Origin of the sequence: Bacteroides timonensis (assembly GCF_000513195.1) — a bacterium.
GTDB classification, from domain to species: domain Bacteria; phylum Bacteroidota; class Bacteroidia; order Bacteroidales; family Bacteroidaceae; genus Bacteroides; species Bacteroides timonensis.
In genome coordinates this window covers 129,174-154,252 of record NZ_CBVI010000008.1, presented here as the reverse complement: position 1 = coordinate 154,252, position 25,079 = coordinate 129,174, and the positions used below count along the sequence as shown (strand labels likewise).

The following is a 25,079-nucleotide window of genomic DNA, read 5'->3' as shown; positions in this document are numbered from 1 at the left end:
TATGAAACGAATTATAGAACGTACGGAAGATGGAAGCGCAACACTGTTTGTGCCCGAACTGGATGAACATTATCATTCGGTGAAAGGGGCGCGTACAGAGTCGCAGCATATCTTTATCGACATGGGCCTGAAAGCCTCTGCCGCACCGCAACCGCACGTTCTTGAGATAGGCTTCGGCACCGGACTGAATGCCTTGCTCACATTGGAAGTTGCCGAACAGGATGCGCGTCCCGTACATTATACCGGTATCGAGCTCTATCCCCTTGCCTGGGAAGAAGTCGATGCACTAGGATATAGCAATAACCCGCTGTTCAAGCAGCTGCACACCGCCCCGTGGGAAGAAGATGTAAAAATATCCCCGCACTTCACCCTGCGGAAGATAAAAGGAGATGCGAATACAGTGATTAATGAAGAATTAAGAGTGGTTAATTCTTCATTTTCCCCCTCCGTCGTTTACTTCGATGCTTTCGCCCCTGAAAAGCAACCAGAAATGTGGAACGAGCAATTATTTCGCTCTCTTTACGTTTATATAAATACAGGGGGAATATTGACGACGTATTGCGCCAAAGGTGTCATCCGCCGTATGTTGCAAGCTGTGGGCTTCCGTGTGGAGCGCCTTCCGGGACCTCCGGGGGGAAAGCGGGAGATACTGAGGGCAACGAAAGAGAAACCATAAAGAGTAATCAATTATAAAAACCATAAATATAATAATGAAACGAACATTCCTATACATCCTCGCTGCCTTGCTCGCCGCATCCTGCAAGAACAGCAGCGTCCAAAATAATAAGAGTGAAGGCGATAAACCCGTCATCACCGTCACTATTGAGCCATTACGCTATTTCACCGAAGCCATTGCAGGCGATAACTTCAATGTTATCAGCATGGTTCCCAAAGGGAGTAGTCCGGAAACCTACGATCCTACCCCCCAGCAACTCGTAGATCTTGCCAAGAGCAAAGCCTACTTCCGGATCGGCTATATCGGTTTTGAACAAACCTGGATGGACAAGCTGACGGATAACGCTCCGCACCTGCAATTCTTCGATACTTCCCGAGGCATCGACCTGATTTATGATTCCTCACACGCCCATCATCATCACGATGCCGATGAACCTCACGCCCACGATTCCATCCAAGACGATGAGCATCAGCATCTTTTTGGTGTGGAACCGCACGTTTGGAGTTCTGCCTATAATGCACAGATTATTGCCGGAAATATCGTAAATGCACTGTGCGCCATCGACAAAGGCAATGAAGAAGTCTATATGGAGCGTTACCAAAGTCTCTGCAACCAGATTGAACATACCGATAGCCTTATTTGTCACATGCTGTCGGCCCCCAATGCGGACCGCGCTTTCATGATTTATCATCCGGCATTATCTTACTTTGCCCGCGACTACGGCTTGCATCAGATTTCCATCGAAGAAAATGGTAAAGAGCCTTCTCCCTCCCACCTCAAGAATCTGATAGACACTTGTAAAAAAGAGAAAGTCCGTGTTATCTTCGTGCAACCTGAATTTGACCGTCGCAATGCAGAGATTATTGCCAAACAGACGGGAACGAAGGTAATCCCTATCAATCCGCTTTCTTACGATTGGGAAGAAGAAATGTTGAACATTGCCAAGGAATTGGTCGTTAAGAACTAAAGACATCGTCAAGCAGTAAACAAATGGGTACGCCTCTTATTGAAATAAAGAATCTCAGTGCCGGCTATGACAGCCGCACGGTATTACGCAACGTAAACCTCACCGTTTACGACAGGGACTTTCTGGGCATCATCGGCCCTAATGGCGGCGGAAAAACAACTCTCATCAAATGTATACTCGGTCTGTTGAAACCTACGGGAGGGGAAATTCTTTATAGAGGTGGACGAGCACTCAAAATGGGATATCTGCCACAATACAACAGTATAGATCGTAAGTTTCCCATTACAGTGGAAGAAGTAATCCTTTCCGGACTCAGCTCGCAAAAGTCACTTATTTCACGCTTCACCGCAGCACATCGGGAGAAAGCCCGCCAAGTGATTGCCCGCATGGGATTGGAAGGATTGGAAGAACGTGCCATCGGTGCACTAAGCGGCGGACAATTGCAACGTGCTTTGCTGGGGCGTGCCATCATCTCCGATCCTCAACTCGTTGTCCTAGACGAACCCAGTACCTATATCGACAAGCGTTTCGAAGCCCGCCTTTACGAACTATTGGCAGAGATTAACCACGACTGCGCCATCATTCTTGTCAGCCATGATATCGGCACAGTACTACAACAAGTGAAGTCCATCGCCTGCGTGAATGAAACACTGGATTATCATCCCGACACGGGTATAAGTGAAGAATGGTTGGAACGGAACTTTAATTGTCCGATAGAGTTATTAGGGCACGGAGCACTGCCCCATCGTATATTGGCAGAGCATAAACATGGAGACGAATGTGGATGCTGCAATTGCGAACATTAAACATCAGAGCTATAATATTTGAAACTTTTCTCTACAAAAAATCAATGTATATCTTTTAACCTATCCTAATAAATATGCCTTACCTCCACGCATTTAGCAGTTAAATCACTATATTTGCGGCCGTATATACTAAAATACAGAGCTATAACTTAAAAAACATAACGAATTCTTTCCGAATGAAACAGTACAGAACCGTAAACAACCTTGTGGGTTGGATTACTTTCATCATTGCAGCCACGGTCTATTGCATGACTATTGAGCCGACTGCAAGTTTTTGGGACTGCCCGGAGTTCATCACTACCGGCTACAAACTGGAAGTAGGACACCCGCCCGGAGCACCTTTCTTCATGCTGGTAGCCAACCTGTTCTCACAATTTGCTTCTGACCCGAGCACCGTTGCCAAAATGGTAAACTATATGAGTGCACTGATGAGTGGCGCTTGTATCCTGTTCCTGTTCTGGAGCATCACGCATCTGGTGCGCAAACTTGTTGTTACAGATGAGAATAATATTACCCGCGGACAACTGATTACCATCATGGGTAGCGGTCTGGTAGGTGCGCTGGCATATACATTCAGTGACACCTTCTGGTTCAGTGCCGTCGAAGGTGAAGTTTACGCATTCTCTTCTCTTTTCACAGCCGTTGTATTCTGGCTGATACTGAAATGGGAGGATGTGGCGAACGAACCTCACAGCGACCGCTGGCTTATCCTCATCGCTTACCTGACGGGACTTAGTATCGGTGTACACTTGCTGAACTTGCTCTGCTTGCCCGCCATCGTACTGGTTTACTATTACAAGAAAGCGCCCAACGCAAATGCTAAAGGTTCATTACTGGCATTGCTCGCTTCGGGCATTCTGGTTGCCGCCGTACTTTATGGCATGGTACCGGGTATTGTAAAAGTAGGCGGCTGGTTCGAACTGTTCTTCGTGAATACGCTAGGAATGTCTTTCAACAGCGGTGTAATGGTTTACATCATTGTATTGGCAGCCTCCATTATCTGGGGTATATACGAAAGCTACACGGAAAAGAACAAAATGCGGATGTCCATCTCCTTCGTACTGACGATTGCCTTGCTGGGCATTCCCTTCTACGGACACGGAACGAGCGCTGTAATTATAGGTATTATTGTTATCGCTTTCCTGTACTTCTACCTCAGTCCGAAGGTGCAGGCAAGCATGAAAGAAAAATACCGTGTTTCTGCACGCACGCTGAACACGTCGCTGTTGTGTACCATGATGATTGTCATCGGATATTCTTCCTACGCCATTATCGTGATCCGTTCTACAGCCAACACACCCATGGATCAGAACTCACCCGAAGACATCTTCACGCTGGGTGAATATCTGGGCCGTGAACAATACGGAACCCGCCCGTTATTCTACGGACAGGCATTCTCTTCCAAAGTAGCCCTTGATGTGAAAGATGGCTATTGCGAACCGCGTATCTCGTACAACGGAACCAAATTTATCCGCAAGGAAAAAGCCACTCCCGATGAAAAGGACAGCTATATCGAAATCCCCGGACGTATCGAATACGAATACGCGCAGAATATGCTTTTCCCGCGTATGTACAGCAGTCAGCACGCCAGGGAATATCAAGCCTGGGTAGACATTAAGGGCGAAGACATCCCCTATGATCAATGCGGACAAATGGTGATGGTGAACATGCCCACACAATGGGAAAACATCAAGTTCTTCTTCACCTACCAGCTCAACTGGATGTACTGGCGCTACTTCATGTGGAACTTCGCCGGACGCCAGAACGACCTGCAAGGCAGCGGAGAAATAGAACATGGTAACTGGATCACAGGTATCCCATTCATTGACAACTTCCTGGTGGGCGACCAAAGTCTGTTGCCGCAGGAACTGCAAAACAATAAGGGACACAACGTCTTCTACTGTCTGCCTTTGCTGCTCGGTATCATCGGCCTTTTATGGCAGGCATACCGCGGACAGAAGGGTATTCAACAGTTCTGGGTAGTGTTCTTCCTGTTCTTCATGACGGGTATCGCCATTGTGCTCTACTTGAATCAGACACCGAGCCAGCCGCGTGAACGCGACTATGCATACGCCGGATCATTCTACGCCTTTGCCATTTGGATAGGTATGGGTGTGGCAGGTATTATCCGCCTGTTGCAACACTACGCCAAGATGAAGGAACTTCCGGCCGCAACACTGGCATCCGTTGTCTGCCTGTTCGTTCCCATACAGATGGCAAGCCAGACATGGGACGATCACGACCGCAGCGACCGCTACCTGGCACGTGACTTCGGTCAGAACTATCTGATGTCTTTGCAAGAAACCGGCAATCCGATTATCTTCACCAACGGTGATAATGATACATTCCCCTTGTGGTACAATCAGGAAACAGAAGGATTCCGCACGGATGCACGTACTTGTAACCTCAGTTACTTACAGACAGATTGGTATATCGACCAGATGAAGCGTCCTGCCTACGATTCTCCGTCATTGCCCATCACTTGGGACCGTATGGATTACGTGGAAGGAACCAATGAATACATTCCTGTACAGGCCGATTATAAGAAGAGCATCGACGCCCTCTATGCCGAAGCAGAAAAGCAGGCACTGAACGGCAACCCGGAAGCTCTGGTGAATGTGAAGAAAGAGTTCGGTGAAAACCCGTACGAATTGCAGAACATCCTGAAATATTGGGTACGCAGCAAAAACGAAGATCTCAAAGTAATTCCTACGGACAGCATCGTACTGAAGGTGGATAAGGAAGCTGTACGCCGCAGCGGCATGATGATACCGGGCGACAGTATCCCCGATTACATGCACATCTCACTGAAAGGCAAACGCGCCCTTTATAAAAGCGAACTGATGATGCTTGAAATGCTGGCAGAAGCCAATTGGGAACGTCCTATCTACATGGCAGTCAGCGTAGGTACGGAGAACCACCTCGGCATGGGCAACCACTTCATACAGGAAGGTCTCACCTATCGCTTCACCCCGTTCGATACCGACAAGACAGGCATCAAACTGGATAGCGAAAAGATGTATGACAACCTGATGAACAAGTTCAAGTTCGGTGGCATCGACAAGGAAGGCATCTATATTGATGAAAACGCCATGCGTATGTGCTATTCTCACCGGCGTATCTTCTCACAACTCGTAGGTCAGTTGATACGTGAAGGCAAGAATGACAAGGCCAAGAAAGCATTGGACTATGCAGAGAAGATGATTCCTGCCTACAATGTGCCGTACGACTGGCAGAATGGTGCCGTACAAATGGCAGAAGCATACTATCAACTGGGCGAAACGGAGAAAGCTGATAGCATAATGAAGGCACTTGCCGACAAGGCTGTGGAATACCTCACCTGGTATCTGAGCCTGGACGACCAACGCTTTGCTATGTCCAGCCGTGAAATCGTCGACTATCATCTGCCTATCCTCAGTTCAGAAGTGAAGCTCATGCAGAAGTATAATTCCGAACTGGCTCCGATATACGACAACAAGCTAAACGAATTGTATCAGATGTGTGTTGACCGTATGAAATAAAGTGATTAGCGGATGGTGATTAGTGATTAGCAATTGTGGCATTCCACAGCTAATCACTAATCACTAATCATTAATCGCTAACTACTAATCGCTAACTACTAATAACCGTGTTTATAGAACAGCCTCCCGAGTTTGTCCGAAAACTATATCCCGGTGCCATCTGGCGAATGGATCCGAACGAGAAATCCGTTTACCTGACTTTTGACGATGGCCCCATCCCCGAAGTAACCCCATGGGTACTTGAACTATTGGATAAACATAACATCAAAGCCACCTTCTTCATGGTGGGAGACAATATACGCAAGCATCCCGATGTATATCAAATGGTAGTGGATGGCGGCCACCGCATCGGCAACCATACGTTCAATCATATCCGCGGATTCGAATATCTGTCCGATAATTACCTTGCTAACACGGACAAGGCGAATGAAGTGATGAAAACAGATCTCTTCCGTCCGCCGCACGGACATATGCGCTGGGGACAGTATTTCACCCTGAAACGGCACTATAAGATAGTAATGTGGGATTTGGTGACACGTGATTACAGTAAGAAGTTGCGTGGTCCGCAAGTACTTGCCAATGTGATGCGGTATGCACGGAACGGGTCCATCATCACTTTCCATGATTCGCTGAAGTCCTGGAATAACGGTAACCTGCAATATGCCCTGCCGCGGGCGCTGGATTTCCTGAAGGAGGAAGGGTACGAGTTTAAGTTACTATAGGGATTGCATTCTTGAATATAACAAAGGCTGCTTCAAGCCGGATTTTGCAGATAAGCAAAATAATCCAACTTGAGGCAGTCTTAATATCTATAGCAACCGTATGATTTTATCTATTTGAATTTAAGATTGGATTACTGTTCCAGCACTTTTTCCCACTTCCTCTTCTAAACCAAAAAGTATCTTCTTCCATCCCTGGAAAACAAGCCACAGAGCTACCAACGACAGGAAAGCCTGAATCGTACCACCTATCCCCGGAATGAAACCTAAAACAATTCCTACCAATATAATAATCATACTGATACGCAATTTTCCCGCACCGGCCTGTCCTTCACTTCCCACCGTAGCCGACTTTTGCAAGGAACCATAGCCTATGAATTCGAAGATAAAGGCAATAATAGCGATAATACCGCCAATAATACCACCAATCAGCGGCAACAAGCCTATAACAACAGCTACAATACCCAATATCACAGCTATCTTCAATTTAGATACTCCTTGAACTCCGTTGTCATCAAGTATAGACTTAAGTTTACCCAGCCCAACAAAGTAGAAGATAAGGCCGATCAATGCAGCCAGCCCCGTCAGTAATGAATCGCCAATACCATTATAGACATGTAGCAAAACTGCTAAAAGGATGAGGTAAGCGCCCTGACTTCCCCAACATATCCACTGAACACCTACACTCTCCTTAGCCAGATACAGGGCAACCAGCAGTGCTATCAACGCAATATATTCCAGCCAAGTAGGTACTCCGGGGAACATCGTAATCAAAGCCAGCAACATACCGCCGGCAGCAGAAGCCAAAAACGGCATAGGCAAAGAGGTAGAAGAAGCCTGAGCCGACTGATAAAAACGGAACAATACCAGTCCGGCTCCAATGAGCCCCACTAACTTGCAGCAAAACACCGGAATATCAAAACCTGGCAATCCAAGAATAGCTGTCAAACTGAACTCCGGTAATAGCGTAAGCGCTAAAAGCAACATGCAAAATTGTAATTGCAAAAACTTTTGTTTCTTTTCTTTTTCTTCCATAGTATATAAATTAATAGTTGAATTTAGTTTTCAAAGTAAGTAATCGTACGGAAATCGAAAGTCACCTGTTCTCCTTGCGTTCTTTTCCGATTTGTCCAGTTACCCTGTTCATCATAAGTATATTCCATTGTTACAGGTATGCCGTCGGCATAACGTTTTTCCTGATCTTGCGCCCGCGGTTCGGGATAAGTGCATACGGAAGAAATCACCTCAACAGGATTTTGATGTTCATCCGGAGTATATTTGAAGACACGCTCCTGTTTCAGATAATGTTCTTTCCCGTCATGCGTATAAGAAGATTGTACCTGCTCCAGCATAAAATCATTCTTGTCATACTTATATTCCTTCTTTTCCTTCTCTTTTCCGGTATCCGGTTTTTTATCGCCGGGAATTTCAGGAGTATACTGACATTCTTCCGTAATGTTTCCACGACCATCGTATTTATAACTGAAACGTAAAATCCGGCTGACTTTACCCATAAAGTAATCCGTTTGTTCCAGCACATTACCTGCGGCATCACATTTGTATTCCGTAGCATTTTTTTCATTATCATCCATATAGCTCTTTGTCAACAATCCCTTTTCATCATAAACAAAATGTTTGGTACTGTAAAGCTTGCTCACACTTTTTCCGTTGTCATAAGCGTTATTATATTTTTCCAACGCCGTCATATTGCCATTTCCGTCATACACTTCTTTCGTATCCAAAGAACCGTCCATGTTGCTGTAACGGCTGATGGACACCAGTTTGCCGTCGTCACCGTAAGTATATTCAACCAGCAGTTTCTCTTCCGTATCCATATCCATTCCCTCTTCCACAGATGCCTTTCTAAGCAGATAGCCCGCCTCGTTAAAGACATACAGGGTTCCTTCTCCCGACTCAGAAATAACCTTGAGAGATTCCACTTTTCCCGCAAGTCCCATTTTCTCGCGATCACATTTCTTCTCCTTCTTCACCACTCCTCCACCGCATGCCGACAACAATACGATGCCACAAAAGGTCATTAAACCTACCTTTATCTTTTTCATACCATTTTAATAATTAAGTTCATTATGCAACACGGGCATATTTCGTATAAGGTTAATTAAAACTTCATTCCGTCAAACAGCCACTTCCCGTTTTCATTAACCATTCTGACCCTTAGATTACTGTTTCTATCGCCTCTTTTAAAAGTGAAAGACACGTTTTTTATGGAACCGTCCGCCGCATAGTCGGACACTTGTTCGAATTCCACCTTCACGCCTTCAAACAGTTTGGTCAGAGCTTTCCTTTCCTCTTCCGTTCCATTCTCCAACTGTTTTTGCAAATCTTCTGTGGAATATTCCTTCAAATCAGCAAAATTACCTTTCTGATAAGCCTTGACAGCAAAAGCCGCTACTGACTCCGGTGTGTTCTCTACCGAGGCCGAACAAGCTGTAAGTATGCAACTTACCATCATAAAACATCCCAATAAACCGAGTAAATAAAATCTCTTTTTCATATTATCCGCTTTTTATAATTATTAATTAATTCATCAAGAATCCCGTCACTGCTCTCAGTATATTTTCCTTCTTGTCTTTCAACCCTATTCTCATGACCATTTCGTATTCCCCGTTCAGTTCATACTCCATACCGGCCAGGAGGGCATACATTTGCAGAGGACCCTTGTCGCCCGCCTGCGCCATTACCTGTTCCAACGCAGGGTTCGACATGATTTTGGCAAAATCCGCTAACATATATACCGACTTGCCGTCCGGTTATTTGCCGTATTCGCCCTTGCGCAATGAAGGAGAAGCTTTCTTGAAAGCATTTTCGCCCAGCGCTTTGTCGTTCGTCAGATACAGGCGATGATCCTGAACTCCCCAGTACATTTTGTGCAAACTCTTCCGGGATAGTATTTCTTTCATCTGCGCTTCAGTCACCTCCGGCGCAAGATCGGCATAAGCAATGAAGGAGAAACCATAGTCCGACATATCGGTAAGGGCAATGACCGCTTCACCGTCGATGGCTCCAATCATCGATTTCCAGAAACGATGACCACTGATCAACGTACTTCCCATATAGGGCATATTGGTCAGATAATCAAAATAGTCCGTACCTTTGCCGCATACAGATGCAAACAGCGTGGTGGTCTCCGGCAGGTAATCGACGAACTTCCCTTCGGAAGGACGGAACGCCGCCTTGAAGGCAGTCAGTGCCGCCTCAGCTTCGGGAGTGTTGGCTACCAAGGCCGCCGTTATTGAGGCAGCGCCGTTATCGAAATTACAAGTTCCCACAATACCGGTTTCGGTATAGATGGGAGGCAGACTGCTGACAGCCCGTATACTATACATTTTCATCAGTTCCCAAGTATTGCAATAATAGCGCAGGTCTCCTTTCATTTCCTTCATCTTCTTGAAAGAAGCGGATTGGTTGAACTGTGCTTCGGGAGTGGCGGGTTGTTGCCATACGGACGAGCCGTTTTTCTCGTAGACGCAAAGACTGTTACCATCAAGATGCGCAAAAGTCACCGATGCGCTTCCCGGCATCCCAATGGTAGATTCCACCCAAGCTTCCACTTTTTCCTTATTATCTACCTTCATGACAATGCCGAACGATGCGCCGTCCGGCTGCCGGAAAACGTAGACAGGAGCATCAAAATCGATACCCGACTTCTCGGGTTCTGCCAGGACAGCCTCCGCCACATCGGGCATGAATGAGAGAGTTTCTGCCGGATACAGGCTTCCGACGACCGTTCGCACAGGCTGGAAATCTTTATAACCGGCTTTCGCCATCAAATCTTTCACATTGACACTTGCCACCATCGTGGCGTCTGCGGGGATGGCATTCGTATAACTTTCGTCTACCGCTCCCGTACAAGAGTAAAAGAAAGGAAGAAAACAGCAATGCAAAAGCGCCAATTGCAGGATATTGAATATTCTCTTTTTCATAGTCATCTTAAAATTCTGATTCTACAAATTCTAAAACGTACTCGCCTTTACGGTTGATGTAGCCGATGTGAGTGAGACCATCAGTGGACTTATAAGAATTGGTATAAGTAGCGGCCAGGTCTTCATAGAAAGGATCACTTATGCCTTTTATCAACACTGCGCCGGTGCCCGTGAGCAGATAGTTTTCAACGTAGATGTCATTGCCTATATACTTGAACTTGAGTCCGGTTATCTGCCGCGACAAGCGGGCAAGGTTCTTAAACGAGGGATTAATGGCATATCCTTCCCCATCGGCAGCCTTCACCATAGCCGTACCGCCAAGGAAGTTAGTGGCCCAAGAATAGGCCGGACTTACAATCTTGCCGGATTTGTCTATATAGAAATATTTGTTCTCCTTATTTATCACAAAGCTCAGCCCGTTGTTGAAGTCACCCGGTTCGTTGGAATAGTTGGGCTGGATAACAAATGTGCCTGCCTTGTCTATATAGCCCCACTTCTTGGCTCCGCCGTCCGTCTGTATCTGCACAGCCGCCATTCCCTCGCTGAAGTCATGCGCTTCGAGGAACTGCGGCACCACGACGGCTTTTCCTTTGGCATCACGAAAGCCCCACAGCTTCTTGCCATAGCTGTAGTAGGCCACCAGGCTGTCTCGCATCGGGCGGACTTCTTTCAGGTTCTCCATGGTTTGGGGTTCAGCCAGGTTCTTAAAGACGATTTCGCCTTTGGTGTTCATATACACATTCTCATGGCGCGAAAGAGGGCGTGCCGGAACGGTAATCGTTACGGCCGCAATGCCATCTACGAAGTTCGTCACCTTATATATATTAGGTATCTTGCGGACGATTTCTCCTTTCTTATTAAAGAGAATGCCGGTAGTGAACTTCTCGCAATCAATGGCTACCCCATCCTCCGAAAAGAGGGGGATGAAACCGTATTGCTGCGGATAGTATTCGAAGATTTTGTTTCCGGACTTATCCATATAGAACTTGCCATTCTTGGAAGTGCTCACATAGGCCAGCCCGTTGCTGAAACGGTAGGCCGTCACGCCCTGATAGTCACTATCGAGGGCGATGAGTTTTGTATTCGCGGTGCGATGGGGCATCATGGGTTCTCCCGCTTTGGCAACGGGGGCCGAGGCCGAGGCCGCCGATGCTACGGCCGGAGTAGCTTCCGGCGCCGGTTCGGGCTTTTTATTATATTCGGCCAGATAGTTCTCAACGCCTTCGGGTGTACCTTTGGCTCGCGGCACATCTGCCAAGCAACGATCCTCCACGCAAGTCGCCACCACTCCGTCCGGATTGAGAGTACGGTCCAGGCTGGTCAGTCCCACAAACTCAATGGAGTTATCATCTTTCACAATGATGCCGCACTTGCCTTTCACGCCCGCGTTATTCTCCCAGTCCGCCACAATCATGCCTTCTTCCATGCGCGGGTTAGTCAGCTTCAGCTCTTCTATAAATGTGAACAGGTACTTCTCGCGATACTTCACGAATCCCGCCGCCGTGCTTCCGGCGAATCTTCTCTTCAGTTTCTTGGCGTTCATAAAGTCTTCGGGCAGCAACTTGAACTGTGCGGTCTTTCCGGTAAACAACTGTGTGAAGTCTTTAGCTCCAAAGGTATTGAAATCGAGCACTGCATATATTTGCTTGGTGGTGCCCTCCACCTTCGAATTGGCTTCATAGACGCCTGCCAGGTTCATCTTCTCTTGAGCATGCAGGCAGATTGCCAAACAAAGGCAAACTCCGGTCAAAAATGTTTTTAATGTTCTCATAATCTCTCTTTTTTAATAATTAATTATATACGATTCATCATTTTCTCCAGCTTCTCATGCTCCACGATCACCAATTCCCGGTCCAGCATGATGTGGTGGCATCCGCCCCGCTTGCCCGTGATGTCATAGAACTTCATCCGCGAAGGTCCCGCCACCTTGAGCAGCCTATTGCGAATAATGGAACAAGCTTCATATATGCTATTGCTCATCGGGTCTACCAGATTACCGAGTATTTGTTTGATCTTGTCCGCTTCAATATTCTTCTTCATCACAATCTGATAGATATTATATAAATCCTGCAAGTAGGCACGCATACCCTTAAAATTCACTCCTTCGGGATGAATCAGGAAAAGCAGAAACACGGTCTTTGGCAAGCAGGGCATCTTCACTTCCTGATCCGAATAATCAAGAAGAAAAATGCGCGTTTCTTTATCAATGCGAACGCGGCTTATAACTCCATCGGTAAAGTAATTTAAACAAGACTTTCCCTGTAAAATAGAATGCAACAATTTTATTATCTCCTCATCACCCGAGAAATCATTATTCTTAATAAGATCTATCAAGAAACGCCTTGCCGTGTGATAGGGTATATGTGCTTTATCGTTCATCATTTCCATCTATTATTACAGTTTCAAAATTAAGTTAATTACCTTTACAGCTTCATTTGCAACAAGGTTGTTTGCAAAAAAAAATATTACCTTGTTTTACTCCGTAAACAGCTAATACAGCTTGTACACCCACTAAAAGCGCCTTTTTATAATAAAGGACAAAAACAAGGTAAAAGGACATTTCCTACCTTCTATACCCGAAATAAGGAAAAGGTAACAGGGAAAATGGAAAAAAGTAATGGCAAAACTTAATCCTCTCATGAAAAATAATTTCTCTGTTGTCGTCTTTCTTCTTAGTTTGTCTTTTCTACTGCTCATTCCAGACTCTCTTTGCCGCCTCTGCTGTAGTCGCCACATGATATACGATACAGATGCCGGAGAGATATTTATCTTCATTATTTTTCATACTACTTGTAACACCCTAATATATAATATATTATAGGTTTTTTCATAGTAGAAACGAACGTTCCCATTAAGAGAAACGAGCGTTCCCACAATGAGAAACGGAGTTGCATATCCCTTTTTCATCTTATCCGAAGGGCTACACCATCCGTCCGAAAGGGTGTAACTATCTGCCCGAAAGGGTGTAGTCATCTGCCCGAAAGGGTGTAGCCCTGCTGAGAAAAAGGTGTTTTTATATAAAATGCAAAGGAAAAAGCTCCATTAGAAACGGCTACTTCCGCTATTTCGCAAGTATTCTTTTTCAAGTCCAAACTATCTATCTGTTCCATTATTCGGATAATATAAATATATTTGCCAGTAATAATCAAAACATCAAGAACAAATGCACGACTTGGACATTATTATCTTTCCATCTGCATCCGGCTAATCTCATTTTCCTGCATTCCTACCGGCCATCAGCCGAATCGTTCCGATTTTCTTAACCCGGACAACTGTTTCCATTTTTCTTCCACAAACAGGAAATGACAATAATATTCATCTCATAACGATAAGAATTACAGACTCATGAAGAAATACAATCCACATCCTAAGTAACCGCTCATAATTAGTTTATAATATGATGAAGTAAATGATAATTTAGATAGTCCGAGTATCCCGCCCGTTAAATTATCATTCAACCGTGATGTAGCACTTATCTAAAAAAAATCGGTCCCGACTACCACAAATACCTGATAAAAGACTATTTTTGTGCAGAGCAATCATTTCAATGAAAGAATGACAAAATACAGACTACTATTACGATGCAGCCTTTTCATCTGCCTTTGGCTGAACATCTTCACCCTCTCCGCCCAAACCAACCGGGCGCTGCTCGTCAGCATATCGCATTATCCGGACGGAAACGGATGGGAAAACATCCATGCCGACAATGATGCCCGCCTGATTCACTCCCTGCTTGCAACCTGCGGGTACCAAGAAACGGGCATCACCACCCTTACCGACGCTCAAGCCACCAAACGAGGCATCATCCATGCCCTGCAAAACATCTGCAATGCCACGCAAGCAGGCGACCATGTGCACCTGCATTTCTCCTGCCACGGACAGCAGATGATGGACGACAACGGAGACGAAGAAGACGGACTGGACGAAGCCCTGATACCTTACGATGCCCTCTTCTGGTATATGCCGGGAGAATATGAAGGCGAAAACCACCTGCGCGACGACGAACTTGGGGAATGGATACGCCGCCTGCGACGCAAGGCCGCAAAGCAAGGGCACGTCACCGTAGTGCTGGATGCCTGCCACAGCGGCACGGGCAACCGCCTGCCGGAAGCTGATGATTACGTTCGCGGTACAGGTTATATCTTTGCCCCGGACGACTACGTGCCCACCGCAGGCAAGCACCAGGAACTGAGCCTGCACCTGAAACAAGAGGCAGGACTTGCCCCGACAGTGGTTTTCAGCGCCTGCCTGGCAGATGAAATCAACTTCGAATACTTTGACGCCCGGCAGTCGCGCTACTCCGGACTGCTGACGTATGCTTTCTGCGAAACAGCACGGGAAACGAAAACCGACGCTCTCACCATCGGCCGCTTCGCCCAATTGCTGAAGCAAAAGATGCAAGCATTGACTGCCAACAGGAAGAAAAGAAAACAGACTCCCTACATGGAGTGCACAAACCCGCAGGATAGTTTCCGCACAGGAGTTAAACCATAACACGCCTATGGGAATCATCGCGCAACTACTCGGCAAAGGGAAGGCCGGTCGCCAGGAAGAAGTAACCCGCTTATACGAGCTTTACAAGCCGCCATTCCTATCATTCCTCCGCAAATACTACGGCATAGATAAGGAGACGGCATGCGACTTATATCAGGAGAGTTTCACAACCTTATGCCAGAACGTGCGTGACGGCAAATATACGGAAGGCCAGGCCTCACTGAAGACGTACCTCTTCGAGATAGGCAAACGGAAAGCCTGCAACTGGATGCGCGGCAACAAAATGGAACCGGAAGAGGAACAGAACCTATTCTCCGAATGGATTGCTGCCAATGAAACGCCCCGGGAATGGAGGGAAGCCCAGGAAATAGCGGCACAATTAGTGCAGGAAACCGAAGAAATCTGTCGCCGCGTACTTATCCTTTTCTACTGGGAACGCCTGCCGATGGCGGAAATAGCCCTGCGGATGAATTACAAAGACGCTGATGTAGCCAAAAACAAGAAAAGCTCCTGCCTCCGCCGCCTGACCTTCGAACTGCAAAAAAGACTGGAAACCATTGACATACACTGGAAAAGAAAGGAGAAGAGATGATAGATACGTACAAAGACAGACAGATAGACCGTTTCATCAACAACGAGATGCCGCCGGAAGAACGCGCGATTTTCATCCGGGAACTGGAAACGGACGGGGAACTGCAAAAGCAAGTCAAACTGCGCGGACTCCTGGCAGAAGCCGAAATCAGGGAAGCGGAAAAGGAAGCTATCCGCACACTGACCGAAGACGCCCGCAGAAAGCGCCAAAGAAGGCACTGGAGCAGTGTAGCGGCAACGGCAGCAATCGTGCTAGGCATGCTGTACTTCGTCGGCAACAGTCACCGCTATGCCCCGGCAGATATTTTCCAGACTTTTTATACGGAACCGGTCATCGAGCCGTCGAGAGGCGGAAACGAGACTGCCGACATACTTCGCATAGCCTCTGATTATCTGAAACAGGAGCGCGCGCAAGACGCCATCGCCCTGCTGACGCCCGAAATACTCGACTCGGAGTATGGAGAAGAAGCCGAATGGCTGCTGCTCTGCGCCTATCTGCACGCCGACAACCGTGAGATGGCTAAGGAAACGGCCGAATCCATCAGCCGGAAAGACGGTCTGTACGCAACGGAAGCTACCGCCATCCTGAAACAACTAAATGAGAAATACTTATTCTGAACAACCTCCAACTATTATGAAACGATACATCACGACAATATTGACCCTACTGTCAGCAAGCATACTCCCCCTGCAAGCGCAGCGCAAGGAACCCGAAGTAAAGGCATGCGAACGCCAGATAGAGAAACTGCTCAGAGCCCCCGACAACGTCACCTTCGCAAGAGAACTTCACCAAACGGCGCTCTACTGCTTCAACAGGGGTATGTACGATGACGCCGCATTGCTCGCTTCGCTCACCGTCCCCTTCAACCTGCAGGAAAGGGACTCCATAGGCAAATTGCTGCTGCCCGCCCTCATACAGTCTTTTTCCTTCAAGGAAGAAGACATGAAGTACAGCAACGCCCTGACCGAAAGCAGCAACAACACATACGCCCGGCTGGCAAACGCATACACGCTGGTGGCGGAAAGCATGATGCACAATGAGCACCTCCGCGGTAATGTCGAGCAAATGATAAAATCGGCTTTGTCCCTATACAGGCTGGCGGACGCCCCGTATATGAGAGCCATGGCATACACCTTGCAGGGAGACTTTTACTATCAGGAGAACGATATGCCGACGCGATCAAATCCTTCCGGAAAGCCGCCGACTTGGGCGAGAAGCCATTCCTTGAGTACGAACTGGAAGAAGTGAAGAACAGATGGATCATGGCGCTCATCCAACACGGGAAGTATAAAGACGCGGAACAAGTGCTCAGCGAAATAAGAAAAACAGATACGCCCACCCGAACCATAACCGGCCTCAAGGACGCCCTATGCAACCGCGCCTGCATAGCCATCATGAAGAAAGACTACGCCACGGCCGAGACTCTGCGCAAGGAAGCAAACGAGAGATATCGGAAATCACTGAACTCAATGAACTTCTACCGGCTAAACGTCCTGCGTAATTTTTTTGACAGCTTCACACTCGTAGCCCGCTGCTACGAACGGCAGAACGAAATCGGTAGAAGCTTGCAGACATACCGAGAGATGAAAGAGTGCCTCATCAAGACATTAGGTCTTTATATACCTTATTATATAGATCTGGACTGTACCAACCTGCTCTACCTTTTCCAACCCTGGTACGACGAAATGCAAACTTTCGCTTACCGCCATATCAGCCACAAAGGCATGCCGGAATTCATGTACGACAACGCCCAACTGATGAAGCAGTTCTTCCTGACATCTCCCACCATATACAGTCAAAAGATGAGCGCCATGCAAGGCGACGAATATCTGCGGGAACTGAGCCGGAGGCAATCCAAGATTATGCTGACGGGAGAGGCCATGAACGTACACCTGAAAGGGGACTACCTGCCCAAGATATTGAGCAATGTCCGCTCTATGGCGCTGAGCAGGGAGGCTGTGGCATACGCACTGGAAACCGTGGACGAGCCTTACCACTGCATCACCGAGTGGGAATCGGTGCGCAAGGCTATAGTTGATACAGAGGTGATGGTTGAGTTCGTCTTGCTGCACCGTCCCGACAACGGAGCACGGCAATACGCCGCACTTGTCTTTACAAATGCAGACAAAGCTCCGCACTTCGTCCCGCTCTGTGATGAAGAACCGCTAAGGGCGGCACTCAATGACACCGACGATGACCGACAGAACGATTTTATCGTGAAAAACATCTGGAATCCCATACAAACCCATTTCGGGGATAATATCATGATCTGCCTCTGCCCCACGGGACTGCTGAACACGATTCCCTTTGCCGGAATAGTAAGCGACAACAACCTATACCTATGCAATGAATATATATTATCATTCTATCTCTGTGCCACCGACAGGCTACTGAAAAGTTACCTTCTGTACCCGGAAAAGAAATCAGTCGTCCTGTTTGGCGCGGCAGACTACGGACTCCCGCCCTCCAAATTGGAGAACCCGGTGCGAGGGCAAGGGTTCCACTACCTGCCATCCTCCAAAATGGAAATAGCATCTGCCTCTGCCCTATTAAAAGAGAAAGGATGTCAGGTGGAAGTATTTTCCGGAAGACAAGCGACGGAAACCGCGTTCAGAGATCTGTCCGACCGGAAAGAATCACCATTCGTGCTTCACATCTCTACACACGGATTCTATCTGCCCTACGACCCCGATATCAAAAACAAGGGACTGAATCAGGAAGGAAAAAGCGGTTATTACGACCCGCTTCTGCGCACCGGACTGGCACTATCGGGCGCAAGTGCAGCCTGGAAAGACGCAGCTTCACTAAATCTGCCAGACGACGGCCTGCTCACCGCTTACGAAATATTCGGCATGAGCCTGCTGAACACAGACCTGGTAGTGCTTTCGGCCTGCAACACCGGATTGGGAGAGATACGTGACGGAGAAGGCGTTTACGGACTTCAACGGGCATTCCGCTCAGCCGGAGCAAGAAACATGATTATGACTTTGGCGGAAGTGCCGGATAAGGAAACAGCCGAGTTCATGTCGCTGTTCTATCAAAACTGGAAATTTAAGTCACCCAAACAGAAAGCTTTTGTGACAGCGCAGTGGGAGATGATGAAAAGATATCCGAAAGAACCGGAGAAATGGGCGTACTTTGTGCTGGTTGAATAAATATCACTACAGAGGACACGGATTAACACAGATTTTCATTATTGTTATCAACAACTTATGACTCAATCTGTATTAATCCGTATCCTCTGTAGTGAAACTTAATTAACTGTATTCCGATTACTTAACCGTTACCGTCAACGGATTACGTACCTTCTGAGCATAGTTTGCCATATATGCATTCCATGCTTCCGGAGTCTTGATGTCAGCCTTGTCCCAGGCAGCACCCCAGTAGTAAACATACTCTGAACCCGGTTCGTAATCGCTGATAGCCAATACATGACCATCGGCACCACCACGCAGTTCGTTCTTTTCCTTTTCAGGAAAGAGCAATGATTTAGCTTCTTTCACTGTAGTCGGGAAAGCAGCACCTACGAATATCTTACCATTATTATTATTCACATTGTCCGTAGGATCCACATAAGTGATATAGCCGGCGGCAGCATCAGCTACAACAGCACCATCCGGTTCATGCAATACGATACCTGTAGCCACGGGAGTAGTCTCTTTCAGGTTATCAAAAGAAACCGCAGTCTTGTTTAGGTGAGAGCCTGCATCCAGCGTGATAACACGTGTTTCAATCACTGTTGAATCACCCTTGACAGTCAGCGGATTGTAAACCAGCTTCACAGTGAAACGCAACGGGCCATTGTCCAGGATATCCTGTGTAGCGTAGCAATACGGATAAACGATTTCACCGTCGGGCATCAAGGCAGCAGTACCGCCACCCAGCGTAGGACCTACTTTATAGCAGTCCAGACCATTTCCGTGGTCTACGTGATAAGATACCGATTGATACAATTCCTGTGCAGCTTTCGGATCAGTTTTCTTCAATTCAGCAATCTTTGCTTTAGTCTCCGGATTCAGTTCACCTGCATAACGGGCTTCTACAACCGGTTCGGTGGTATTGTACTTCGTCCATACATCATAACCGAAAGCACGTTCGCCAGTCTTTTGCAAAGCAGGACCATACGCACGGAAAGCAACCAAGTCATTTTCCCAGGCTACATCGTCCACACGTTCAGGATAATATCTACCGCAAGCCTTTACAGCAAAAGCTTCAGGTGTGCCTGCCTGAATGGTATAAACAGCCGTACCGTTAGCAGCCACGCTTGCAGGGAAAATCACTTTTTCATCATAAGTAATCTGATAGGGGACTTGTTGTCCGTCAGCATTCAGAACCACAATCTGTGCTGTGTCAGCCAGTTTCAGTTGGTTGGCAATGTCGCTCATAGCCACCTCAACCATTTCATTGGAACGCTCCATAGCCAAAGGATTGCTTACCGTTACGGTAACCACATCCTTAGTGTTGGTGCAGGCAAAACATACGAATGCTGTTGCCAGTAAAAGGAATAACTTTTTCATATTGCTTAATCAATTGATAATTGAAAAACGGAAAAATGGATTATAAAGATATAGAAAATGGGAAAAATGGATAACTGACAGCATCAATTATCCATTTCCCATTATCTATTCATATACTTATTTAGGCTGTTTGCCAATGTAAGCCAGGATACCACCGTCAACGTAGAGTACGTGACCGTTTACGAAGTCAGAAGCGTCGGAAGCCAGGAATACGGCAGGACCCATCAAATCTTCAGGAGTACCCCAACGTGCAGCCGGAGTCTTAGCAACGATGAATGCATCGAACGGGTGACGTGAACCGTCAGCTTGCTTTTCGCGAAGCGGTGCAGTCTGCGGAGTGGCGATGTAACCCGGACCGATACCATTACACTGGATGTTGTATTCACCGTACTCGGAAGCAATGTTACGAGTCAGCATCTTCAATCCACCCTTGGCAGCAGCATAAGCAGATACGGTCTCACGACCCAACTCACTCATCATAGAGCAGATGTTGATAATCTTGCCGTGACCTTTCTTTATCATAGAAGGGATAACAGCCTTGGATACGATAAACGGAGCGTTCAAGTCTACGTCGATCACCTGACGGAATTCAGCAGCAGACATTTCGTGCATCGGAATACGCTTGATGATACCTGCATTGTTTACCAGAATATCGATCACGCCCACTTCTTTCTCAATCTGGGCAACCATAGCGTTCACCTGCTCTTCATTCGTCACGTCGCATACATAACCTTTAGCATCGATACCTTCAGCTTTGTAAGCAGCCAAACCTTTGTCTACTAATTCTTGTTTGATGTCGTTGAACACGATTTTTGCACCGGCTTGTGCATAGGCAGTTGCCAGAGCGAAGCCAATTCCGTAAGAAGCACCGGTTACAAGTGCTACTTTACCTTCTAATGAAAAGTTTACCATAATTTATTTACTTAGGTTTATTAATAACTTGTTTCTAATTACGATTCAAAGTCTCGGTTTACTCAATTTATTACTTCAGGTCGGTAATCAAAGAGAAGTCCTGATCTCCATAGTCCAGGTTTTCACCACCCATACCCCAGATAAAGGTATAGTTATGAGTGGCGGCAGCAGAGTGGATAGACCATTCGGGAGACAATACAGCCTGGTCACCCTTCATCCATACGTGGCGGGTTTCGTCAACTTCGCCCATGAAATGGCAAACTGCATGTTCTTCGGGTACTTCAAAATAGAAGTAAGCTTCCATACGACGGCTGTGCACATGTGCCGGCATCGTATTCCATACGCTACCCGGAGCAAGTTCCGTCATACCCATCTGCAACTGGCAGGTAGGCAATACCTGATTCACCAGCATCTTATTTATATTACGATGGTTGGAACCTTCCAAGCTACCCATTTCAGCAACTACGGCATCAGCCTTCGTCACTTTCTTATCGGGATAGTTGCGATGAGCAGTCAGTGAGTTGAAGTAGAACTTGGCGGGATTCTTTTCATCCTTGCTTTCAAAAGTTACTTCACGATCGCCCGAACCCAGGTAGAGAGCTTCCTTATAATCCAATTCGAATACAGCGTTACCGGCTTTTACCACACCGGGACCGCCTACATTATAGATACCCATTTCGCGGCGGGTCAGGAAGAAAGGAGCCTTCAACGGATCAATAGCTTCCAGTTTCAACACTTCGCCCACGGGCATTGCACCACCTACAACCATACGGTCGTACATGGAATATACCATATTTACTTCGTTAGCAGAGAAGACTTTTTCGATAAGAAAATCACGACGGATACGCTTGGTATCATAATTTTTTGCGTCTTCGGGATGCGCTGCATAGCGAATTTCATAGTTCGTTTTCATAATTCTATTACGTTTTAAAGTTGATAATAATCGGTTATTGGCATACTTCGTTTACGTACACGATGCAAATGTAGCAAAAGAAAACGTCAAATCATTGTGTTTTTGTACCAATTATATAGTAATATTGTTCAAATGGAAGAAAATGGAAGTTATTTAACAGAAAATAATAGAAAGAGGCGATAAGGGTTTAAACCTACCGCCTCTGTCTTACATATTGCATTTAATTCTCTACAAAATCCAATTTGAAGTTTAACACATTAGCTATTCCCTGAGCAATAGCTATTTGATATCAGGGCTATTTTTAATTCTTTGCAAAAAATGATTGCCGATCAATCTTATATAACTTATCCCCTTATCACTACTGGTTGGGGATCGCTTTGTTAATACCAAACTGCAATTTTGCCGCATTTTTGTATCCAAGGTTTCAAAAACCTCAAAAGGAATATTAATTTTCTCTGAATATGCAAAGATTATATATCGAAGCTTCCCGCTTAGATCAAAGTCCATAAAGACTAAAAACAAATCAGATTCAATATCTGTCAGATCAATATCTTTCAAATATGGCTTAAGGTAAGTGTTGAGTATGTCTGTAGGATCTTCCTCGAACTGTCCCTTAAAAACCTCTCTCCACTCAGCTTCATTTGTCAGACCTTCAAAAGGGTTGATAACATTAGAAATAAAAATACTATTGTTAATGTATTTTATTTCATACGTATTGTTTACTCCTTGGTAGTACTCTTTTTTTTCCATTTGTTCTTGAGAGCACATGAAGCTGCAATTAATTAAAGCAAACAATAAAAATAGATATTTTCTATACTTTTTTTCCATAATGCTAAATTTATTGGCAATTAGCTCTACTTAATTCTAATGCTTTTAATAGTGCTTTACTAGTATAATCAGAAGGGAAATTATTGTTTCCATACGCCCTCGAATTATCTTGGAACACCTTCGCATATTTTGCGAAATCACTATCTGATATCGTTTCAGGAAAACTACTACCTTTATGCGTTATCCTAGCAAGCCATGTTCTATAATCTTCACTTGTTGCAGAATCTGCTCCATTGTCCAACCAAGGAGTTCTACGATTTGATTCAACGTCGGAAGGTATATTTCCATCATATTTAACGTACAATGCTATGTCAGTAAATAGGGTACGTTCAAATTCCATCATACCATTACATGATAACGAACCATGCCCATATACTGTTTGGAAAAGGTGGAACATCTCATGAAAGAAAGACTCACTATCTATATTAGATTCATTCTGGAATCGAAGAATCATAGTCTCAAATCCAAATCCAGCTCCATTTGATAAAGAAGGATCTATACTAACACTAGTAAACTTATGCCCATTATTAGTTAGGTAATTATAAATGCTACTACTTGCACAATCTTCATTCATTTCGTCAATAGCTTCTTTTAATATAGTTAATTCAGCTGCATTAAGGTTTTTGTTTTTACTAATTATTTTACTTACAGATGTCGCATCCGGTATAGACCCCCAATTTCCTCCGTCAGAACCTCCTCCTCCGTCAGAACCTCCTCCACCGTCAGAGCCTCCTCCACCGCCAGAACCTCCTCCACCGCTAGAGCCTCCATTTCCCTCTTCCCATGGTTCGGTATCCATACAATGACGATTAAAGTCGGTAGTAAGTACAATAGCAAAGTATGCACAAAAATCAGCACACTCCCTACAACAAATACACAAGTCCAAATCTACAAATACATTTTTAAATTCGTAGTTCACAGAGGCAATTTGTATAGCTTTAGTCGGACAAACATATCTGCAAGCCCCACATCCAATACATCTATCTATTATGACTCCCATATCTTTATCTTATTCAAACTACGTGTATTTACATCAGTGATATTAAAATTACGTTTAAAAGACTTAGCATCCATTATGCATGGCAATGAATACTTTTCATCCAAAACTAATTCTGGGGTACGCTTCATAATCTTAATTGGAAATCTCAACGTGGTAGATTGAGGAAACTGTGCGTAAGTTATGATCTCACTGGGAGATTCAGTTGTTATTTTGTAAACATTGAAACTATTCTGGGAGATATTTACAATTTTATTTTCTGTAGAATAGAAATCAAAGTTGCACTTTATTATAGCAAACGTTTTTATCAATAATATTAAATCTACTTTGTTTTTTGCTAAATCATCTTCATTCTCCAAGAAATTAACTTCCTCAGCAACTATTAAGGCTCTTCTTTGCCCAAATACATTAGGAAACTTCTCATAATATCCATTATTAGATAAACTCAGATACTGTTTAAGTCTTGATTTATCACTGTTATTCTTTTCTTCGAAGGTAAAGAAGTTATCATCAGGGAGGCAGCTATGAATCAGAGACATCAAGCTAATCCCTCCTATACTATAACCAACAGTTCTCATAAAACTACGTCTATTCATAATGTTTCATACATTTGATATATTTCACAAAACAATAAAAATGAAACTATAGCGTTCTTCATTCTATATTTTAATTAACACATATTATAAATTCACAGCAAAATGGTACTTTAGGTTATCAACAAACTTAAAGCATCAATTAATGGCACGGATTGATACATTCAGGGGAAAATCGTATCTTTGTCCCCCGATGGTGATACGACAATACAGCGGAGCTGTAGTCGCCTCCTTTGTTCTGCTCTTCCTCAACCAAAACAGAACGGTCATTTTCTTGTTAGTACTCATACCACTTGGAATTAGTTTAATGAGCCTATGCAAAATGTCTAAAAAGGGGGGTAATGTGGCACCGAATTTGGCACCGAAATCCTGTTTAAGTTTTTCAGAACAAACTAAACGGACACAAAAAAACCCTCTAAAATTAGCCGTTTTAGAGGGTTTTTACCTTTAAATAAAGGTGAAGTTGTTGTCCTACCAAGATTCGAACTTAGACAAACAGAACCAAAAACTGTTGTGCTACCATTACACCATAGGACAAACTCGGGTGCTTTCTGTTAAAAAGCGGTGCAAAGATAAAAGTATGTCCCGAAATATCCAAAT

At 45.4% G+C, this 25,079-nt stretch carries 24 protein-coding genes, 1 tRNA gene and 1 pseudogene; 10 read left to right on the top strand and 16 right to left on the bottom strand.

Features of this window, described 5'->3' with window-relative positions; translation table 11 throughout:
* Position 1: 1 nt before the first annotated feature.
* The 5 genes from mnmD (at position 2) to BN161_RS03095 (ending at position 6,692) form a co-directional block, all read left to right on the top strand.
* Positions 2–676 carry a tRNA (5-methylaminomethyl-2-thiouridine)(34)-methyltransferase MnmD gene (gene mnmD, locus BN161_RS03115; RefSeq protein ID WP_044262984.1) on the top strand — a complete coding sequence of 225 codons (675 nt, stop codon included), beginning with the start codon at positions 2–4 and terminating at the stop codon, positions 674–676.
* A 34-nt stretch (positions 677–710) separates the two neighbouring features.
* Entirely contained in the window at positions 711–1,643 is a 933-nt protein-coding gene (locus BN161_RS03110) for a metal ABC transporter solute-binding protein, Zn/Mn family (RefSeq protein ID WP_044262982.1), read from the top strand.
* A gap of 23 nt (positions 1,644–1,666) precedes the next feature.
* Positions 1,667–2,449 carry a metal ABC transporter ATP-binding protein gene (locus BN161_RS03105; protein ID WP_044262980.1) on the top strand — a complete coding sequence of 261 codons (783 nt, stop codon included), beginning with the start codon at positions 1,667–1,669 and terminating at the stop codon, positions 2,447–2,449.
* Positions 2,450–2,625: 176 nt separating this feature from the next.
* On the top strand, positions 2,626–5,970 hold the full coding sequence (locus BN161_RS03100; protein WP_044262979.1) for a glycosyltransferase family 117 protein: 3,345 nt from the start codon (positions 2,626–2,628) through the stop codon (positions 5,968–5,970).
* Positions 5,971–6,077: 107 nt separating this feature from the next.
* The gene (locus tag BN161_RS03095; RefSeq protein ID WP_044262977.1) at positions 6,078–6,692 is read left to right on the top strand and encodes a polysaccharide deacetylase family protein; all 615 of its coding nucleotides are present in this window, start codon (positions 6,078–6,080) and stop codon (positions 6,690–6,692) included.
* 120 nt (positions 6,693–6,812) lie between these two features.
* On the opposite strand, the gene BN161_RS03090 is transcribed toward BN161_RS03095, so the two are convergent.
* The 7 genes from BN161_RS03090 to BN161_RS03060 are packed head-to-tail and all read right to left on the bottom strand — an operon-like array spanning position 6,813 to position 13,015.
* Positions 6,813–7,724 carry a hypothetical protein gene (locus BN161_RS03090; protein ID WP_244436401.1) on the bottom strand — a complete coding sequence of 304 codons (912 nt, stop codon included), beginning with the start codon at positions 7,722–7,724 and terminating at the stop codon, positions 6,813–6,815.
* Between the two features lie 23 nt (positions 7,725–7,747).
* On the bottom strand, positions 7,748–8,752 hold the full coding sequence (locus BN161_RS03085; protein WP_125910739.1) for a hypothetical protein: 1,005 nt from the start codon (positions 8,750–8,752) through the stop codon (positions 7,748–7,750).
* A gap of 56 nt (positions 8,753–8,808) precedes the next feature.
* Entirely contained in the window at positions 8,809–9,204 is a 396-nt protein-coding gene (locus BN161_RS03080) for a nuclear transport factor 2 family protein (protein ID WP_125910738.1), read from the bottom strand.
* Between the two features lie 25 nt (positions 9,205–9,229).
* Positions 9,230–9,439: a hypothetical protein gene (locus BN161_RS03075; protein WP_044262970.1), complete on the bottom strand. Its 210-nt coding sequence runs from the start codon at positions 9,437–9,439 to the stop codon at positions 9,230–9,232.
* A 21-nt stretch (positions 9,440–9,460) separates the two neighbouring features.
* Entirely contained in the window at positions 9,461–10,633 is a 1,173-nt protein-coding gene (locus BN161_RS03070) for a DUF4836 family protein (protein ID WP_167332486.1), read from the bottom strand.
* 7 nt (positions 10,634–10,640) lie between these two features.
* Positions 10,641–12,404 carry a WG repeat-containing protein gene (locus BN161_RS03065; RefSeq protein ID WP_044262966.1) on the bottom strand — a complete coding sequence of 588 codons (1,764 nt, stop codon included), beginning with the start codon at positions 12,402–12,404 and terminating at the stop codon, positions 10,641–10,643.
* A gap of 23 nt (positions 12,405–12,427) precedes the next feature.
* On the bottom strand, positions 12,428–13,015 hold the full coding sequence (locus BN161_RS03060) for a hypothetical protein (protein WP_244436400.1): 588 nt from the start codon (positions 13,013–13,015) through the stop codon (positions 12,428–12,430).
* Positions 13,016–14,188: 1,173 nt separating this feature from the next.
* Here BN161_RS03060 and BN161_RS03055 point away from each other — a divergent pair.
* From BN161_RS03055 to BN161_RS03035, 5 genes are all read left to right on the top strand, one after another.
* Positions 14,189–15,127, top strand: a complete 939-nt coding sequence (locus BN161_RS03055; RefSeq protein ID WP_044262965.1) for a caspase family protein — start codon at positions 14,189–14,191, stop codon at positions 15,125–15,127.
* 7 nt (positions 15,128–15,134) lie between these two features.
* Entirely contained in the window at positions 15,135–15,719 is a 585-nt protein-coding gene (locus tag BN161_RS03050) for an RNA polymerase sigma factor (protein ID WP_044262963.1), read from the top strand.
* Positions 15,716–16,336: an anti-sigma factor gene (locus BN161_RS03045; protein WP_044262961.1), complete on the top strand. Its 621-nt coding sequence runs from the start codon at positions 15,716–15,718 to the stop codon at positions 16,334–16,336. The genes BN161_RS03050 and BN161_RS03045 overlap by 4 nt, the downstream gene beginning before the upstream one ends.
* A 202-nt stretch (positions 16,337–16,538) precedes the next feature.
* Positions 16,539–16,967, top strand: coding sequence for a hypothetical protein (locus BN161_RS03040; protein ID WP_125910737.1), 429 nt, complete (start codon positions 16,539–16,541; stop codon positions 16,965–16,967).
* Positions 16,925–18,874 carry a CHAT domain-containing protein gene (locus tag BN161_RS03035; RefSeq protein ID WP_125910736.1) on the top strand — a complete coding sequence of 650 codons (1,950 nt, stop codon included), beginning with the start codon at positions 16,925–16,927 and terminating at the stop codon, positions 18,872–18,874. The genes BN161_RS03040 and BN161_RS03035 overlap by 43 nt, the downstream gene beginning before the upstream one ends.
* 117 nt (positions 18,875–18,991) lie before the next feature.
* On the opposite strand, the gene BN161_RS03030 is transcribed toward BN161_RS03035, so the two are convergent.
* The 9 genes and pseudogenes from BN161_RS03030 to BN161_RS02995 all read right to left on the bottom strand — a co-directional run bounded on the left by BN161_RS03030 (position 18,992) and on the right by BN161_RS02995 (position 25,016).
* A complete protein-coding gene (locus BN161_RS03030; protein WP_044262954.1) occupies positions 18,992–20,236 on the bottom strand; it encodes a DUF4861 domain-containing protein in 1,245 nt (414 codons plus the stop codon).
* 117 nt (positions 20,237–20,353) lie between these two features.
* The gene (locus BN161_RS03025; protein ID WP_044262953.1) at positions 20,354–21,148 is read right to left on the bottom strand and encodes a gluconate 5-dehydrogenase; all 795 of its coding nucleotides are present in this window, start codon (positions 21,146–21,148) and stop codon (positions 20,354–20,356) included.
* 70 nt (positions 21,149–21,218) lie between these two features.
* Positions 21,219–22,061, bottom strand: a complete 843-nt coding sequence (gene kduI / locus BN161_RS03020) for a 5-dehydro-4-deoxy-D-glucuronate isomerase (RefSeq protein ID WP_044262951.1) — start codon at positions 22,059–22,061, stop codon at positions 21,219–21,221.
* A gap of 279 nt (positions 22,062–22,340) precedes the next feature.
* Positions 22,341–22,889 (bottom strand): hypothetical protein, encoded by a 549-nt coding sequence (locus BN161_RS03015; protein ID WP_044262949.1) that lies wholly within the window; start codon positions 22,887–22,889, stop codon positions 22,341–22,343.
* Positions 22,890–22,899: 10 nt separating this feature from the next.
* Positions 22,900–23,688: a hypothetical protein gene (locus BN161_RS03010; RefSeq protein WP_244436399.1), complete on the bottom strand. Its 789-nt coding sequence runs from the start codon at positions 23,686–23,688 to the stop codon at positions 22,900–22,902.
* Positions 23,689–23,739: 51 nt separating this feature from the next.
* Positions 23,740–23,889: pseudogene (locus BN161_RS30990) on the bottom strand (4Fe-4S binding protein); the annotation flags it as partial.
* Entirely contained in the window at positions 23,877–24,482 is a 606-nt protein-coding gene (locus tag BN161_RS03005) for a hypothetical protein (RefSeq protein ID WP_125910735.1), read from the bottom strand. The gene BN161_RS03005 and the pseudogene BN161_RS30990, both read right to left, overlap by 13 nt.
* A gap of 135 nt (positions 24,483–24,617) precedes the next feature.
* Positions 24,618–24,749 (bottom strand): Arm DNA-binding domain-containing protein, encoded by a 132-nt coding sequence (locus BN161_RS30985; protein WP_394332282.1) that lies wholly within the window; start codon positions 24,747–24,749, stop codon positions 24,618–24,620.
* Between the two features lie 196 nt (positions 24,750–24,945).
* A tRNA-Gln gene (locus tag BN161_RS02995) sits at positions 24,946–25,016 on the bottom strand.
* Positions 25,017–25,079: the final 63 nt, after the last annotated feature.

Bases quoted from the DNA above. Each gene is read 5' to 3' on its own strand.
- BN161_RS03060 (WP_244436400.1), bottom strand. From the start codon at position 13,015: ATGATGAACGATAAAGCACATATACCCTATCACACGGCAAGGCGTTTC.
- BN161_RS30985 (WP_394332282.1), bottom strand. From the start codon at position 24,749: ATGACCGTTCTGTTTTGGTTGAGGAAGAGCAGAACAAAGGAGGCGACT.
- kduI (WP_044262951.1), bottom strand. From the start codon at position 22,061: ATGAAAACGAACTATGAAATTCGCTATGCAGCGCATCCCGAAGACGCA.
- BN161_RS03040 (WP_125910737.1), top strand. From the start codon at position 16,539: ATGTACGATGACGCCGCATTGCTCGCTTCGCTCACCGTCCCCTTCAAC.
- mnmD (WP_044262984.1), top strand. From the start codon at position 2: ATGAAACGAATTATAGAACGTACGGAAGATGGAAGCGCAACACTGTTT.
- BN161_RS03080 (WP_125910738.1), bottom strand. From the start codon at position 9,204: ATGAAAAAGAGATTTTATTTACTCGGTTTATTGGGATGTTTTATGATG.
- BN161_RS03105 (WP_044262980.1), top strand. From the start codon at position 1,667: ATGGGTACGCCTCTTATTGAAATAAAGAATCTCAGTGCCGGCTATGAC.
- BN161_RS03110 (WP_044262982.1), top strand. From the start codon at position 711: ATGAAACGAACATTCCTATACATCCTCGCTGCCTTGCTCGCCGCATCC.
- BN161_RS03015 (WP_044262949.1), bottom strand. From the start codon at position 22,889: ATGGAAAAAAAGTATAGAAAATATCTATTTTTATTGTTTGCTTTAATT.
- BN161_RS03090 (WP_244436401.1), bottom strand. From the start codon at position 7,724: ATGGAAGAAAAAGAAAAGAAACAAAAGTTTTTGCAATTACAATTTTGC.
- BN161_RS03030 (WP_044262954.1), bottom strand. From the start codon at position 20,236: ATGAAAAAGTTATTCCTTTTACTGGCAACAGCATTCGTATGTTTTGCC.
- BN161_RS03025 (WP_044262953.1), bottom strand. From the start codon at position 21,148: ATGGTAAACTTTTCATTAGAAGGTAAAGTAGCACTTGTAACCGGTGCT.
- BN161_RS03045 (WP_044262961.1), top strand. From the start codon at position 15,716: ATGATAGATACGTACAAAGACAGACAGATAGACCGTTTCATCAACAAC.
- BN161_RS03075 (WP_044262970.1), bottom strand. From the start codon at position 9,439: ATGTTAGCGGATTTTGCCAAAATCATGTCGAACCCTGCGTTGGAACAG.
- BN161_RS03100 (WP_044262979.1), top strand. From the start codon at position 2,626: ATGAAACAGTACAGAACCGTAAACAACCTTGTGGGTTGGATTACTTTC.
- BN161_RS03085 (WP_125910739.1), bottom strand. From the start codon at position 8,752: ATGAAAAAGATAAAGGTAGGTTTAATGACCTTTTGTGGCATCGTATTG.
- BN161_RS03050 (WP_044262963.1), top strand. From the start codon at position 15,135: ATGGGAATCATCGCGCAACTACTCGGCAAAGGGAAGGCCGGTCGCCAG.
- BN161_RS03070 (WP_167332486.1), bottom strand. From the start codon at position 10,633: ATGAAAAAGAGAATATTCAATATCCTGCAATTGGCGCTTTTGCATTGC.
- BN161_RS03065 (WP_044262966.1), bottom strand. From the start codon at position 12,404: ATGAGAACATTAAAAACATTTTTGACCGGAGTTTGCCTTTGTTTGGCA.
- BN161_RS03055 (WP_044262965.1), top strand. From the start codon at position 14,189: ATGACAAAATACAGACTACTATTACGATGCAGCCTTTTCATCTGCCTT.
- BN161_RS03005 (WP_125910735.1), bottom strand. From the start codon at position 24,482: ATGAATAGACGTAGTTTTATGAGAACTGTTGGTTATAGTATAGGAGGG.
- BN161_RS03010 (WP_244436399.1), bottom strand. From the start codon at position 23,688: ATGGATACCGAACCATGGGAAGAGGGAAATGGAGGCTCTAGCGGTGGA.